Raw genomic sequence first — 14,084 nt, 5'->3', positions numbered from 1 at the left:
CGGACCCCCTGGTCCAACACCACCGGAGCTGCGCTAAAAAGGCGACAACGACTCATCAAGATTCCGGGGGCGAACGTGGCGGACCAGGGCATACCCGACGCATCTCTCGACGGTTACGTCCGCATCCTCGCCGCGGCCGCCGCCACCGGACGGCGTCCGACGCGCGACGAACTCGATTCCCGCCGCGCCGTCGGCGAGCGCGCCGCCGAGACGGGCCACGGTCTGCGCGCCCTGGTCGGCGCACACCTGGACGCGACGCGCTCGCACTGGCCGGCCACTGCGGTGTCGCCCGACAGCGTGCTCGCCGCCGTCGCGCAGGCCGTCGACGCCTTCGCCGAGGGGTACGAAAGGGCGCAGCGCCTCGCCGTACGCCAGGAGGAGGCCGCACGCCGGGAATTCATCGACGACCTGCTGTACGGGCGCAGTGACCTCGGCCTGCTCGCCCAGCGCGCCGAACACTTCGGGTTGCGCCTGTCGTTCGAGCACGCGGTGGCCGTCGCGCAGGGAACCGTCGCGTACGACGAAGGAGACGCGGTTATCCGAGAGGTGGAGCGCGCGCTCATCGGCCGCTTCGGAGACCGCAGTATTCTGCTGACCACCAAGGACGGCCGTCTCGTCTGTGTCGCCCCGGGCGACCAGGACGAGGTCCTCGCGTTCTTCGCCAAGCAGGCCTTCGCCGCCACCGACGGGTGCCAGGTGGCGATCGGGCGTCCGCAGCCGGGCGCCGGTGGCGTCGTCCAGTCGTACGAGGAGGCGCTCAACGCCCTGAACCTCGCCGAACGGCTGGACCTCGACGCGCCCGTCCTGCGCTCCGCCGACCTCCTCGTCTACCCGGTCCTCACCCGCGACCGCCAGGCGATGGCCGATCTCGTGCGCAGCGTGCTGGGCCCGATGCGCGACGCCCGCGGGGGAGCGCAGCCCCTCCTCGACACACTCACCGCCTACTTCGACGCGGGCTGCGTCGGCGCCGAGGCGGCGCGCCGGCTGTCGCTGAGCGTGCGCGCCCTCACGTACCGGCTGGAACGTATCCACCACCTGACCGGCGCCGACCCGTCCGACCCGGTCCACCGCTACACGCTGCAGACCGCGGTGATCGGAGCGCGCCTCCTCGACTGGCCCTCCGTCGCCCTCTGAACCGCCCTTCGCGGGCTACGCGTCGACGGACGCCCGCAGCCGCGCCCTCGCCCGCGACAGGCGTGAGCGGACCGTGCCCGGTGCCACGCCCAGAATCTCTGCGGCGGCCTCGGAGTTGAGCTCCGACCAGCCGCACAGCAGGACGACATCGCGTTCGGCACGGTTCAGCCCGCCCAGCGCCGTGCGGGCGGCGGCGACCTGCTCGGCGTCCGCGATGCGGTCGACCACCTCGTCCGCGAAGTCCGGCTGGTTCTCGCGGGCGGGCAGCCTGGCCAGGGCCGCACGGTGACGGCGGGCCGAGCGGGACTGGTTGCGCAGGACGTTCAGGCCGACACCCAGGACGAAGGGCCGCAGCGGGGCGTCCTCGTGGCGCACCGTCTGCCGGAGCCGCCATATCTCCAGGAAGGTGAGCGAGACGACGTCCTCGGCCTGCGCCCAGTCGCCCGTCGCCCGCAGGGCCATGCGGTGCACCTCGGAAGAGGTGTCGTCGAAGAGCTCCGCGAAGGCGTCGGCGTCGCCCGCCCTGATCCGGGCGCGCAGTGAGTCCTCCATGACCGCATGTCTCCGTTTCGCGGCAGCTGTTGCGTGAGCCAGGCCATGGTGCCGGGCACCGGCGCAACACCGAACCACGCGGAGACGCCCTGATCGTGAACACCTGGTTGAGCGCTCAAAAACGCTCGAAAAGAAGGGTGGGTGGCCGCAACACGAGGGGCCGACCGGACAGTCCCAGACGTGACCAGGACTCCATACGCCGGAAATCGCGCAAGAACGTACACCGCACACACCACAACCGATCCCGCCGCGCAGTCGACGGGGACGGTGGAACAGAAGCCCGCGCCCGGCTCCGGGCGCACCTCGCCCCCGCCCGGCGCGACACACTCCGGCCCTGCGCAGCGCCCGGACATCCAGGGGCTGCGGGCCCTCGCCGTCACGCTGGTCGTCCTGGGCCACGCCGGGGTCACCCGGTTCAGCGGCGGCTACGTCGGGGTCGACGTCTTCTTCGTGATCTCGGGCTTCCTCATCACGTCCTCGCTCCTGCGCGAACTGTCCGCCACGGACCGCATATCGATCCGTGCGTTCTACGCCCGCAGGGCGCTGCGCCTGCTCCCCGCCTCGGCCCTCGTCGTCCTGGTGACCCTCGCCGGATCGTGGCTGTTCCTGTCGAAGGTCCGCTTCGCCGAGTACATGAGCGACGCGTTCGCCAGCGCCGTGTACGCCGTCAACTTCCGCCTCGCGGCCACAGGCACCGACTACCTCGCGGAAGGCAGCCCTCCGTCCCCGTTCCAGCACTTCTGGTCACTGGCCGTCGAGGAGCAGTTCTACCTGCTGTGGCCGCTGCTCCTGCTCCTGGGTTGGCGGCTGTCCCGGCGGCGCCGCGCGCTCCTGGCGGTACCTCTGGTGGCGCTGTGGGTGGTGTCGTTCGGGCTGAGCGTCTATGTGACCGGGCGGTCCGCGCCCTGGGCCTACTTCGGGTCGCACACCCGCGCCTGGGAGCTGGGCGCCGGAGCTCTGGTCGCGCTCGCCCTGCTCCGGCCTCCGCGACTGCCGGCCGGCGTGGCCGTGGCGATGACGTGGGCCGGTCTCGCCTGCGTGATCGCCGCGGCGCTGCGTTTCGACGCCGACACGCCCTTCCCGGGAGCGGCCGCGGCGGTACCGGTCATCGGCGCCGCCCTCGTCATCGTCGGCGGCACCTCGCCCGCGTGGCCGGGAGCGCGCCGGATGCTCACCGCACGGCCGGTGACCTGGCTCGGCGGTGTGTCGTACAGCTGGTACCTGTGGCACTGGCCGTTCCTGGTCATCGGGCCGAAGGCGCTGGACCGGCCCGCCGGCACACACCTGGAGCTCGCCCTCGGTGTGGCCGCGCTGCTCCCGGCCTGGCTGACCCTGCGCCTGGTGGAGAACCCGGTGCGCTTCCACCGGGCCCTGCGCGGCCGCCCAGGCCGAGGGCTGCGGCTCGGCCTCGCCCTGAGCGCCGTCACCGCCTCCACCGCGCTGGTCGCGGCCGCCTTCCCGCCGTCGATCAGTTCCGGCGAGCCCGCCCCCGTACTCAAGGACGCCCTCGCCTCCGCCCCCGACCCGGGCGCGCGCCTCACACAGGCCCTCGGCACGACCGGTGTCCGCCTGCCGGACAACCTCACGCCGCCGCTGACGCGGATCACGGACGTACGGTCGGCCGTGTACCGGGACGGGTGCCACCAGAACTACGCCGGCACGAGCACGCCCATGTGCGTGTACGGAGACCGGTCCTCGAAGCACGTCGCCGTCCTCTTCGGCGACTCCCACGCGGCCCAGTGGTTCCCCGCGCTCAACGTCCTTGCCGTACAGCACCATTGGAAGCTGATATCGATGACCAAGGCCTCCTGCAAGGCGGCGACGGTCACCACGCTCAACGCCCACCGCCCCTACACGACATGTGACCGCTGGCGCGCCGACGCGCTCGCGCGGATCGAGAAGCTCCGTCCCTCCCTCGTGCTCGTGTCCTCCTCCGACGCGGGCACCCCGGCGACGACGATGCGCGACCCGCTCGCGGGATGGACCGACGGCTATGTCCGGACGTTCCGCCGGCTCGCGCCGTCCGGCGCCCGGGTCGTCGCGCTCCTCGACACACCCTGGCCCCGCGAGGACGTGCTCGACTGCGCGGCCATCCACCCACTGCACCTGCGGGACTGCTCGGTCCGCGTGCCCGAGGCGCTGCACGACGTGACCCGCAGGAACGCCACGAAGGCAGCGGCACGTTCGACCGGCGTCGCCGTGATCGACCCGCAGCCCTGGCTGTGCACCGCGCACGGCGACTGTCCCGTCGCGGTGTACGACACCTTCGTCTACCGGGACGAAAGCCATATGGCCGAGGGCTACGCCGAAGCCCTGGCGCCGGTCCTGGGGCGGGCGTTGGGGGTCAGGAGCGGCAACTGAGCACCTGTCCGCCCAGGACCGTGACGTCGAGACGGGCCAGGACCGCCATGTCGGTGAACGGGTCGCCGTCGACGACGACGAGGTCGGCGTCGTAGCCGGTCCGGACGCGCCCTTTGCGGTCACCCAGACCGCAGGCCCTCGCCGCCACCGACGTCGCGGTGGCGAGGGCGTCGGCCGCGGCCATGCCGCCCGACACCAGGTCCATGACGGCCCGGGGCAGGCTGCCGTGCGGTGTGCCCGGGCTGATGCCTCCGTCCGTCCCGGAGACGATCGTGACGCCCGCCAGATGCGCGCGGACGATCCGCCGGCGCAACGCGTCATAGCCCGGGCCCGCTTTGCGCATGCGCTCCATGAGGTGCGGCGGAGGCACGGCACCCGGCCCACGGCCGAGCGTCGGGCAGACCACGATGCCCTGGGCGGCCAGTGCCGCGATGGCCTCCTCGGGCACGTGCACGCTGTCGGCGGTGAGGAACGTGCAGTGCTCGATGCCGTCGACGCCGGCCGCGATCGCGTCCCGGATCGACACCAGGGCGTGCGCGTGAGCGGTGACGGGAAGTCCCGCGGCGTGTGCCTGCCGGACGACGAGCGCGAGTTCCTCGGCCGTGAACGGGCCCTGGTCGACGGAGGATCCAGGGGTAGGCATGCCGCCCCCGGCCATGATCTTCACGACGTCGGCGCCGCGCTCGGCCCGCTCCTGGACGGCGGCGCGCAGTTCGTCCCTCCCGGACGCCTCACCGCCCATGTGCCGGCAGGGACCGCCCCGGCTCGTCACGGGCGGCCCCGACGCCACCACGGTGGGCAGGCCGGTACGGGGACGACGCGCGCGCCAGTCCAGGACCGACCACGCCACGTCCCCGAGATCGCGCACCGTAGTGACACCGGCGGCCAGCTGGGTCCGCAGGGACCGCTCGATCGTGCCGAACAGGTCGTCCTGGGACAGCTCGCCGAGCCGCTCCAACGCGCCCGGTTCGCCGTCGCCGACGAGATGGACGTGCGCGTCGACGAGGCCTGGAAGGAGCGTGCCCGACGGCCGGTCGAGGACCTCGACGTCCGTCGGGATCCCGAACCCGGCCGCCTCGACCCCGGCGATCCGCCCACCGTCCACGAAGACGACCCCGGCGCCCTCGACGACAGCGCGGCCGTCGAAGACCCGTGCGATGCGAAGAGCCAGCATGGCGGTCCTCCGTCGCGGGCGTGTGAGCGGCGCATCGGGAACGCCTGCGCGCCGGCCAATGGGCCAGGACCCCCGCCGCCCTGTCGGCGGCCTGTCCCGGGGCCAGCTCACCACGCCCGACCTCCGGCGGCACGCCGCCCGATGCCATACGAGGCATGCCCCGTCGCCCGTGAGGTGAGCTGACCGGGGACCTAGTGCGGCGACGAGACCGGGAACTCCGTACCGCAGGGGCCGCCCCCCTCCGCCTCGGCCAGGAAGACCTCCTGGCCCTCCAGCGTGAACGTGCGGTAGTGGCGGGCGATGCGGCGGGCCGAACGCGGGGCGTAGTGGCACACGAAGCTGCGGCGGAACCGGTCCGTGGTCGTGTTCGGCTCGGAGCCGTGGACCAGGCTGCCGTTGAAGAAGAGGACATCGCCCGGCTCCATGTCGACGGGCACGCGGGCGAGGCCGGCCGGCGGCGGCACGTACTCCCTCGTGAAATACGTGTCCGGGTCGGCCTCCTCGGGACAGAAGAGGTCCATGAGATGGGTGCCCGGGACGACTTCGAGCCCCCCGTTGTCGCGGTCCACGTTGTCGAGCGCCACCCAGGCCGCGACACAGGTGCCCGGCTCGACCCGCAGATAGAAGTTGTCCTGGTGCAGCGCCTGCCCGCGCGCGCCGGGCGGCTTGAAGTACAACATGCTCTGCGCTGCTATCGGCTCCTCGCCGATCAGCTCGGCCACGGTCGCGGTGATCCTCGGGTCGAGCAGGTACCGCATGGCGGTGTCGTCGATCAGATGCGGGTGCATGATGCGCGGGTACTCGCGCAGCGGATCGTGCGGGCCGTCGGGATCCTGCGCCGACGGCTGGAAGTGCCCTGGTACTGCGCCCCGTTGGGGGTACTCCATGAAACCGGCACTGAGCGCGGCCACCTCTTCGCGTGACAGGAGCCGGCGGGCGATCGCGTAGCCCGAGGCCCGGAAGGCCGAGATGTCGACTGTGTTCATGCGACGACCGTAGAACCGTCCTGGTGTGCCACGCTATGCGCGTGTCCGCCACAGACCTTCGTGAAACTGCTGCGCCGCCGCCGGGCGTCCTGATCGTCGGCCGCCACGACGGGCAGCCCGACTACGCGGTCCGCAGGACGGCCGGCGCCCCGAGCTGGCTCCTGCTGTGGACGGAGTCCGGCGCCGGTCACGTCCGCCAGGGCGGCGCCGAAACGACCGCCGGCCCCGGGAGCCTGGTGCTGCTCGCGCCGGGCGTACATCACACGTACCGGACAGCGCCGGACGCCGAGCACTGGGGGCTGTGGTGGGCCCACTTCCTGCTGCGCCCCGGCTGGGAGCAGCGCCTGCGCCCGTACGACCTCGGCAGCGGCTGCCATGTGATGCCCGACCTCCACCCCGGAGCGCGTACCGGCGTCTCCGCGGCACTGCGGCAGGCACACGCCGACAGCCGCTGGACGGGCACAGGCGCTCCGCCCCGCCCGGTGAGCGCCACCCGGCGCACCGCCCCGGCCTCGGTGGCGACGGGACCGGACGCCGCCGCGCTGGCCCTGGGATCCGTCGAACGCGCCCTGCTGCTCGCCACCTCCCCGTCCGGCGCCACCGGCCCCGGCGACGCGCGCGTGCGCCGCGCCCAGGCCCTGATCGACGCGGACCCGGCAGCCGCGCACACCGTCGACTCCCTCGCCGCGGCGGTGGCCCTTTCACCCTCGCGGTTCGCCCACCTCTTCGCGGAGGAGACCGGCTCCACGCCGATGCGGGCCCTGCGGGAGGCGCGGCTGCGCCATGCGGCGTGCCTGCTGACGAGTACCGAACTCACCGTGGCCCAGGTGGCCGCGGCCTCGGGTTTCGCGGGGCCCTTCCACTTCAGCCATGCCTTTCGCGGCAGGTACGGAACCCCGCCGAAGGCATACCGGTCCGCCGCCGGGTGAGGGCAGGCCCACGGCGGCACGGACTCGGTGTCACGCTCAGGCGGACAACACGACTCGGCGGGCCACACTGCCTGCCCGGCGATGGCAGAGTTTGACCATGCTGACCCTGACGACGCCGCGGCGCGGACGCTGCGCCGCACTGGTACTCCTGCTGAGCGCTGCTGTGGCGCTGACCGGCTGCGGCGAGGAGCGCGCCACGGACCCGGCGGCCGGACTACCGACCTCACTCGCACGTTCGAGCCCGCCTCCCTCGCCTTCTCCCACCATGACGTCTCCCCCCGCTTCCCCTTACGTGGAGCCCGGAGTCGTCGACGGTGCTCCGCACATCGGCGACAACAACGCCTATCGCCGCACGGGCGGCATGTCGCCCGCCGGTGAGAAGGCCGCGCGGCGGGAAGCCGCCCGCATCGAGCCCGTACTCAAGCGGCTCTGGGGACAGAAGGAGTGGGACCCCGAGAGCGTCCGCGCGGCGCTCCTCAAGCTCGGGTACGCGGAGGAGGGCAACGGTGACGAGGGCGAGCGGGCCGGCGGCGGGACGCTCGGCGTGCGGGGCATGGACGCGCGCTACGAGACCGACCACTACGTCACTCCCGAGGGCGCACAGGTCGGCCTTCGCGTCCGTGCCGACGCGTGCGTCACGGCGTTCGTGCAGGAGACGAACTACGGGGTCAAGGTCAATGGCCCGTACATGGAGACCGGCTGCTTCGAGCCGCCCTACGGCCACTGAGCGTGGGACTGCTGTCCGGCGAGTGCCTGGGTGCCGATGACGCCGAGGAGCGCGAGGCGCTCGGCGTCCTGGGTGCCGGGCTCGGCCGTGTAGATGATGATGCGCAGGCCCGTGCCCGCGACGTCGAGGATGTCGCAGTCCAGCGTCAGGGCGCCCACCTCGGGATGATCGATGGTCTTGCGCGACGCCTCCGCCTGTCCCACGGCTCCGGAATCCCACAGCTCGGCGAAGCGGACACTGTTCGCACGCAGCTCCGCGATCAGCCGCCGCAGCCGCTGGTCCTGCGGATAGCGGCTCGCCGCCGCACGCAAGTCCGAGACCTGCGCGGTCTCGAGCGCGCGCAGGGATTCCGGCGAGTGACGCACGCGGCCGGCCGGGCCGAGGAAGTTGCGCCACACCGCGTTGCGCTCGTCGCCGTGCCGCTCACCCATCAACGCCGTGTACAGGGGATTGGCCAGCAGCAGCGTCCAGGCGGCGTCGGAGACCGCGACGGGCGTCCCGGTCAGCCGGTCCAGCATCCGCTGGACGCTCGGCGTGATGAAGGCGGGCACCGTGCCCCGCCCCGGAGGTACGAGCCCGGCCAGATGGAACAGGTGCTCGCGCTCGCTCGCGGACACGCGCAGCGCCCGGCCCAGCGCCTCCACGACCTGCTCCGAGGGGTTGGTCGCGCGGCCCTGTTCGAGGCGGGTGACGTAGTCGACGGAGATCCCGGCCAGCATGGCGAGCTCCTCGCGGCGCAGCCCGGGCGCGCGCCGGCCACCGCCGACGGGCAGCCCGGCCGCCTCCGGCGAGACCCGGTCGCGCCAGCGCCGCACCGTGTGCCCGAACTCCGTGGTCGCCATGACTCCACTGTGCACCGCCCGGCGCTGATCTACCTGGTACTGGGAGTCCCACCCGGTGAGCGCGAACCCGTGTAGATCAGGCGACGACCACAACCTGTTGAGGCCTTCGAAGGTCTACTCCCGTCAAGGCGGCCGAGCCGCGCTCCATGAACTCGCCCGCGCCGAACGCCTGTGAAGGGTGCCTGGATCGTGTTCGTCTTTCTGGCACTGCCCGCTCTGCTCGCGATCCCCGTCTGGGTCGTCGCGGTGGTCGTCAAGTTCATCTCCGTCGCCCTTCCCGGCCGCCGGGCGGACTGGTCACGCGATCTGCTGCGGTGGTGTGCTGCGATGGCTGCGGCAGCGGCAGCCGGCCTGTACGTGCTCGGGCTCGGCGCGGTGCAGCTGTCCGCGCACGAGTCGGAGAGCGGCGCCTCCTCGTCTCCGGCGCCCTCGTGCCGCGACGCCGACGTCGACGACAGCACCCTCCAGCACCTGATCGGGCACCGGACCTCCTACGTGCCGCTGCGCTTCGACTGCGTGCTGGACGACGGAACCACGTACCCCAGCAGCAGCGGCTACGCGTGGCTGAACGGCCTCACCGCCGCGTTCGGTGCAACCGCCGGCGTGCTGGTCGTGACGGTCGGAACGTCTTTTGTGACGCGGCGTGTTGCTCTGCGGGCAGCAGCGCCAGTGGCTCCCCCTACGGCAGAAAGCGGCCTCCATGGCGACTTGGATCAAATCTGCCACCGGCCACCACCCTAGTGTGAACTCCGCTTCTTTCGGCGTGAGTTGCTACGTTCCGTACGCGATGGTCGTGGCCTCGAGGAAGCGGCACGTTCATTCTCGTCGGGTGTCACGTCCGAGTTGCCGGGACGGCACGGGAAATGACTGGCGGCCCCCGACACGTGTCGGGGGCCCCTGTCGTCTGCGCGCGATCTACCAGAGGATTGGCAGGCGCTCGGGGATGCGCTTCATGAAGCCGGTGCGCCACACGAGTTGCTCGATCGGGACAGCGAGATCGAGGTTCGGCATCCGGTCGAGGAGGGTCTCGATCGCGATCTGTGCGTGTCGCTTCCCGAGGGCGGTAGCGGGGCAGTAGTGGCCGCCGCCACCGAAGCTCAGGTGTGCGTTGGGGTTCGGCCGGTCCAGGCGCACGGTGTGGGGGTCGTCGAACTCGGCGGGGTCGTGGTTGGCGGCCTCGACGAGCACCAGGACGAGTTCGCCCTTCTGCACGGTGACGTCTCCGAGCTGCATCGTCTCCGTGGTGATGCGCGGGAGGCCATCGGCAATGGACAGGTTGATGCGCAGCAGCTCATCCACGGCGGCCGGGATCAGCTCGGGCCCGGCGACGAGCCGGGCCTTGAGGCCGGGGTTCTGGATCAGGGAGACGATCGCCATGGTGAGGAAGCCCATGACGCTGATTACGCCGGCGCCGAACATGGTGACGCCGACGGTGGCGAGCATCTCGTCTGTGAGGTGGTCATACGCGGGATCCTCGCGCAGGGCGGCGAGTTCGCCCATGAGGCCGCCGGTGTCGGGGTCGTTGAGGCGCATCACCATGTGGGCCATGTCGCGGTCCCAGTTCATGGCCGCCGCGGGGATCTCGCGGGGACTGTTCATGAACGCGACGTCGAGGGAGCCGTACAGCGCCGCGGAGTCGGCCTGTGGGATACCGAGGATGTAGCAGTGCAGGCCGGTCGAGTACGGGATGGTGAAGTCGTACCGCAGATCGGACGGTGCCCCGGCGGACACGAGCCGGTCGACGAGGTGCGCGGCGTGCTCGCGAAGCCAGTCCTCCAACCCCGGGGCTTTGGGGTTGAGGGCCTTCAACACTGCTTTGCGCAGTCCCGCGCCGGTGATGTTGCCCATGTTGTTGACGACCTCCGGGGGGATCGTCAGCGCGTACTGACGTGGCATCCCGGGCGCGGACGTGTCCTTGAGCGAATACCGGGCGTCGTCGAGGACTTGTCTGCACAGCGGATAGGAGGAGACGAGCCATGCTTCTGCGCCGGCGATTGTGCGGACTCTCTTGACCGGCTCACTGGTGATCAGGTGTGGGATCTCGTTGGGGAGCCGTGTGCCGTTGGCGTCGAACGGGAACCGGGGCAGCGGATCGGCGTCGTGGTTGACGGGGCAGCCGCGACCCATCAACCGATCGGTGGTTGGACACAGGGGCCGGACCGAGAACGAACTCCATGGAGTCCCGCCGCGCGCGACGCGCTGCGCCACTGCTGCGTGAGCACGCTGAATCCGTCGCCCGGTTCCGCCGGCCCCGCACACCAACCTTTCGCCGCCGGCGCGATCTCGCGCGATTCGGGCGCCTGGTTCTCGACGACGGGTGGCGCGAGGGCACACGGTGATCGTGGCGGTGGTCATGCGGCGTGCTCCTGGTCGTCAGCGGTGGCGGGGGTGATCACGGCGTGTCCCTGGTTGCGGGAGGCGCGCAGGCCGGATCCGCGGGCGTACAGCAGGTCCGCCAGCGGGAGGGCCTGGTGGTAGAGGTTCAGGCTGGAGGGGACGCCCAGGATGGCCGGGGTGTCGAGGAAGAGAGGTACTTCGGCGCACACGTAGCGGATGCATGCCTGGCGTTGTTGCTGGGTGGCGCCGAGGCCGCCGACCTTCGTTTCGAGGAACCGGGTGGCGAGTTGGTCACACACGTCGCGGAATTCTTTGTCGTCCTTGAGCATGACGTCCAGCTCATCGCGGATCTTGCGGTAGGCGGGGATCTGTACGAGGCCCGACATGGGGCGTCCGCGCAGTCGCTGCCCCGATGGGTCCAGTGATCCGACGGCGGCTGTCACCTTGGCGCGTACGCCGCGCAGGTTCTTGACGGTCTTGCGCTGCGCTTCGACGGAGCCGTAGCCGAGGGCTTCGAACTGTTCGGCGACGTGCATGTCGGTCCAGATCAGATCGACTTGACGGAAGTTGTCCAGGCCCCATGCGGCCAGATCGAGGACCCTTTGATGGGAGAAGTATCCGTTGCCCGAGGAGATGCCGATGACGGCGTGTTCGCCTTCGTCGTGGATGACGCGGCAGTGGGGTGTGTAGGGCTGTACGGCGAAGGTTTCGGTGCGAAGTGCAGTCGTCAACGTCTTTGACGTCCCTCGGAGTTGCTAGTCGCGCAGGGCCTCGTGCCCCGGGTGTGGCAACTCGATCGCGACGCTAGCCGAGGGATGTGCTGGTTATCCAGGGTTACCGGCCAGTCACAGGATGAACAGAAGGTTTCGGCATCTTCCGTGCGAGTGCACCAACTAGCCGACCAACACAGGGAGTTCATGGGTTGGCGGTTCGCTCTTGTGTTCTACTTCCGTGGCGCGACATAACCAACCGTCCAGTCCTGCCCCGGGGGTACACGTGGGCAGGGCCAGAAGGGGCATGTTTTGTCTGGTACATCCAGAAGAAGACGCTTAGTTTCACGCATAGCCGTCGGCGTGGCCATGCTGATGCTCGCAAGCACCGGCGCCGCAGCAAGCGCCGCCGACACAGCGGGTGCCGGGCAGCCGGACCCGAACGCCGCACCGTCCACCCGTCCGGCCGCCGGTCCCGAAGTGCGGTCGATCGCCGCGGCCGGTTCCCGCCCGGCATCCGGAAAGAACCCCGTCGCTGCGCCGTCAACGAAGAAGGACGCGGCCGGATTTCAGCGGGTCGTCTCACAGAAGAAGGTCCAGCTCAAGAACACCGTCACCGACGCCGACGGCGACAAGTCGACGCTGACGTTCGAGGTGTGGACGGCGGACGCGGCCGGTAAACCGGTCACGAAGGTCAAGCTGAACGACACCACGTACGGCGTCATCGTCTCCCCCTACGTCGCCTCCGGGTCGCTCGTCACGGTGGACGTTCCCCCGGGGAAGCTGTCCCTGCACCAGAACTACGTGTTCCACACCTCGGCGTTCGACGGCTCCCTGTACGAGACGTCGTGGTCACCGTGGGCGCCGTTCCGGGTAGAGCCCCCGGTCGATCTCACGCTCCCCGCGCCCGACTACACGGCACCGGACCCCTCGGCACTCGACAACCCGCCGTCCGGACTCCAGACGAAGCCGCTCGGCGCCGGCGCAACGCTGGCCGCGAAGACGAAACCCGCTGCCGAGCAGTGCAGCGCGAAGGACGACGACGGCCGTCAGGTGTGCTTCGGCAAGCAGCTCACGAAGGACGAGGCGCCCAAGAAGGTCGCCGCGAAGATGGCAGCCGCATCCGACGAGATCGCCGGAATCCCGTGGTGCAACACGGACTTCCCATCCATCCTGTCCACCCGGCAGGCGCAGTGTGACGTGCGATCGGTGCCGGTCGTCATCCGCACCGACGGTGTCCCTGACGCCATCGCGTACTTCATGTTCGTGCGGACCCTGCAACTCGACGGGGCGAACAGTTTCACCGAGAACCTCCTGATCGAGCCCGCGCAGCAGATCCCGCTGGACTTCGCCGAGATCGACCTGAACCTCGGGAAGCACTTCTGTCAGGGGTCGTGCAAGCCGATCCAGCCGGACGCCTCGGCGTGGAAGGGCAAGAACTGGTGGGTTCCCGGAGAGATGCACTCGGCGGAGATCACCACGCCGTACACCTGGGACGCCTCGGGCGTGAACACGCAGGAGCTGTTCAAGCCGGACGTGCAGATCGACGGTGCGATCCTGCCCTCGGACGGGAAGATCCGCCCGTTCATGACCGGCTACCAGTGGTCATTGGACTACCGCGGAGACACGTCCGAGCTGGACCAGATCCGCTGTGACACCAAGGACGTCGACAAGGACGTCACCCCGGGCTGCGTGTTCGTCAACTCCGCACCCACGTACGAGTTCAACGCGAAGAAGTTCCCGCAGGCGGCGGCGCACGGCTGGCTGATCCAGACATACAACCCGACACACCCCGGCTCCGAGGCTGAGCGCAAGCCGCTGTACTACATGGGCAACAACGACCAGAACAATCGCAGCCGTGGCCGCATCTGCCCGACCGGGTGGGCCGCGGAGAACGGTGACGCTTCCGCCCTCACCGATGTCGCGGACGAACTGAACTGCGACGAGTTCGCGTTCGCCTCGTCGTACAACAGCGGCGGCATGTCGTCGACGGAAGGCGGCCTGAACCCCGCGCTGGTGCCGGGCAAGACCACGCCGACCGGTGACGCATGCCTGGGCACCTTCGCCAAGAAGGCCGGCACGACGATGCACCTGTTCAGCCTGGACGGTACGGATCCCACGTTCAAGGAGGTGTGTGGCCGGTCCGCGATCTCCGGCAAGGAGAACCAGGAGTCCATGGGCGGCCACTTCTCCGCCTTCATGAAGGACATGCGACTTCGCGACAAGGATGCCTATTGGCTGGATACCCGGATGACGCCCGGGATCACCTGCCACAACGGCGGCGGCACGCCGGTCATCTGCAAGCTGACCGCGCAGTAACCGCGTAGAGCAA

Annotated in this window: 12 protein-coding genes; 6 read left to right on the top strand and 6 right to left on the bottom strand. The window is 70.4% G+C overall.

Annotated elements, in window-relative coordinates:
* Window positions 1-75: 75 nt before the first annotated feature.
* Window positions 76-1,134, top strand: a complete 1,059-nt coding sequence (locus tag OG758_RS04810) for a PucR family transcriptional regulator (RefSeq protein ID WP_326708774.1) — start codon at window positions 76-78, stop codon at window positions 1,132-1,134.
* A gap of 15 nt (window positions 1,135-1,149) precedes the next feature.
* On the opposite strand, the gene OG758_RS04805 is transcribed toward OG758_RS04810, so the two are convergent.
* Complete coding sequence (locus tag OG758_RS04805) at window positions 1,150-1,686, bottom strand: RNA polymerase sigma factor (protein WP_326708773.1); 537 nt, start codon at window positions 1,684-1,686, stop codon at window positions 1,150-1,152.
* 180 nt (window positions 1,687-1,866) lie between these two features.
* Between OG758_RS04805 and OG758_RS04800 the strand changes: the two genes are divergently transcribed.
* Window positions 1,867-4,047 (top strand): acyltransferase family protein, encoded by a 2,181-nt coding sequence (locus OG758_RS04800; RefSeq protein ID WP_326708772.1) that lies wholly within the window; start codon window positions 1,867-1,869, stop codon window positions 4,045-4,047.
* Here OG758_RS04800 and OG758_RS04795 read toward each other — a convergent pair.
* Together OG758_RS04795 and OG758_RS04790 are read right to left on the bottom strand one after the other, a co-directional pair.
* Window positions 4,031-5,221 (bottom strand): metal-dependent hydrolase family protein, encoded by a 1,191-nt coding sequence (locus tag OG758_RS04795; protein WP_326708771.1) that lies wholly within the window; start codon window positions 5,219-5,221, stop codon window positions 4,031-4,033. The two genes, OG758_RS04800 and OG758_RS04795, sit on opposite strands and share 17 nt — an antisense overlap.
* A gap of 191 nt (window positions 5,222-5,412) precedes the next feature.
* Window positions 5,413-6,207 (bottom strand): phytanoyl-CoA dioxygenase family protein, encoded by a 795-nt coding sequence (locus OG758_RS04790; protein ID WP_326708770.1) that lies wholly within the window; start codon window positions 6,205-6,207, stop codon window positions 5,413-5,415.
* A gap of 35 nt (window positions 6,208-6,242) precedes the next feature.
* Between OG758_RS04790 and OG758_RS04785 the strand changes: the two genes are divergently transcribed.
* A complete protein-coding gene (locus OG758_RS04785) occupies window positions 6,243-7,136 on the top strand; it encodes a helix-turn-helix domain-containing protein (RefSeq protein ID WP_326708769.1) in 894 nt (297 codons plus the stop codon).
* A 97-nt stretch (window positions 7,137-7,233) separates the two neighbouring features.
* Window positions 7,234-7,863: a hypothetical protein gene (locus OG758_RS04780; RefSeq protein WP_326708768.1), complete on the top strand. Its 630-nt coding sequence runs from the start codon at window positions 7,234-7,236 to the stop codon at window positions 7,861-7,863.
* On the opposite strand, the gene OG758_RS04775 is transcribed toward OG758_RS04780, so the two are convergent.
* On the bottom strand, window positions 7,851-8,705 hold the full coding sequence (locus tag OG758_RS04775; protein WP_326708767.1) for a helix-turn-helix transcriptional regulator: 855 nt from the start codon (window positions 8,703-8,705) through the stop codon (window positions 7,851-7,853). The two genes, OG758_RS04780 and OG758_RS04775, sit on opposite strands and share 13 nt — an antisense overlap.
* Before the next feature lie 189 nt (window positions 8,706-8,894).
* On the opposite strand from OG758_RS04775, the gene OG758_RS04770 reads away from it, so the two are divergent.
* Window positions 8,895-9,446, top strand: coding sequence for a hypothetical protein (locus OG758_RS04770; RefSeq protein ID WP_326708766.1), 552 nt, complete (start codon window positions 8,895-8,897; stop codon window positions 9,444-9,446).
* 174 nt (window positions 9,447-9,620) lie between these two features.
* Here OG758_RS04770 and OG758_RS04765 read toward each other — a convergent pair whose 3' ends face one another.
* Entirely contained in the window at window positions 9,621-10,832 is a 1,212-nt protein-coding gene (locus OG758_RS04765) for a cytochrome P450 (protein ID WP_326708765.1), read from the bottom strand.
* 224 nt (window positions 10,833-11,056) lie between these two features.
* Window positions 11,057-11,773 (bottom strand): tRNA-dependent cyclodipeptide synthase, encoded by a 717-nt coding sequence (locus OG758_RS04760; RefSeq protein ID WP_326708764.1) that lies wholly within the window; start codon window positions 11,771-11,773, stop codon window positions 11,057-11,059.
* Window positions 11,774-12,115: 342 nt separating this feature from the next.
* Here OG758_RS04760 and OG758_RS04755 point away from each other — a divergent pair, with 342 nt between their 5' ends.
* A complete protein-coding gene (locus tag OG758_RS04755) occupies window positions 12,116-14,071 on the top strand; it encodes a hypothetical protein (protein WP_326708763.1) in 1,956 nt (651 codons plus the stop codon).
* Window positions 14,072-14,084 lie beyond the last annotated feature (13 nt).

It is taken from the genome of Streptomyces sp. NBC_01474, from assembly GCF_035918215.1.
Taxonomy (GTDB): Bacteria; Actinomycetota; Actinomycetes; order Streptomycetales; family Streptomycetaceae; genus Streptomyces; species Streptomyces aureus.
The sequence above is the reverse complement of the archived record's forward strand: the minus strand, read 5'-3'. Positions and strand labels throughout refer to the sequence as shown.

Excerpts from the sequence above, each read along its gene's own strand:
- OG758_RS04805 (WP_326708773.1), bottom strand. The coding sequence starts at position 1,686 with ATGGAGGACTCACTGCGCGCCCGGATCAGGGCGGGCGACGCCGACGCC.
- OG758_RS04775 (WP_326708767.1), bottom strand. The coding sequence starts at position 8,705 with ATGGCGACCACGGAGTTCGGGCACACGGTGCGGCGCTGGCGCGACCGG.
- OG758_RS04790 (WP_326708770.1), bottom strand. The coding sequence starts at position 6,207 with ATGAACACAGTCGACATCTCGGCCTTCCGGGCCTCGGGCTACGCGATC.
- OG758_RS04785 (WP_326708769.1), top strand. The coding sequence starts at position 6,243 with ATGCGCGTGTCCGCCACAGACCTTCGTGAAACTGCTGCGCCGCCGCCG.
- OG758_RS04780 (WP_326708768.1), top strand. The coding sequence starts at position 7,234 with ATGCTGACCCTGACGACGCCGCGGCGCGGACGCTGCGCCGCACTGGTA.
- OG758_RS04795 (WP_326708771.1), bottom strand. The coding sequence starts at position 5,221 with ATGCTGGCTCTTCGCATCGCACGGGTCTTCGACGGCCGCGCTGTCGTC.
- OG758_RS04765 (WP_326708765.1), bottom strand. The coding sequence starts at position 10,832 with ATGGGTCGCGGCTGCCCCGTCAACCACGACGCCGATCCGCTGCCCCGG.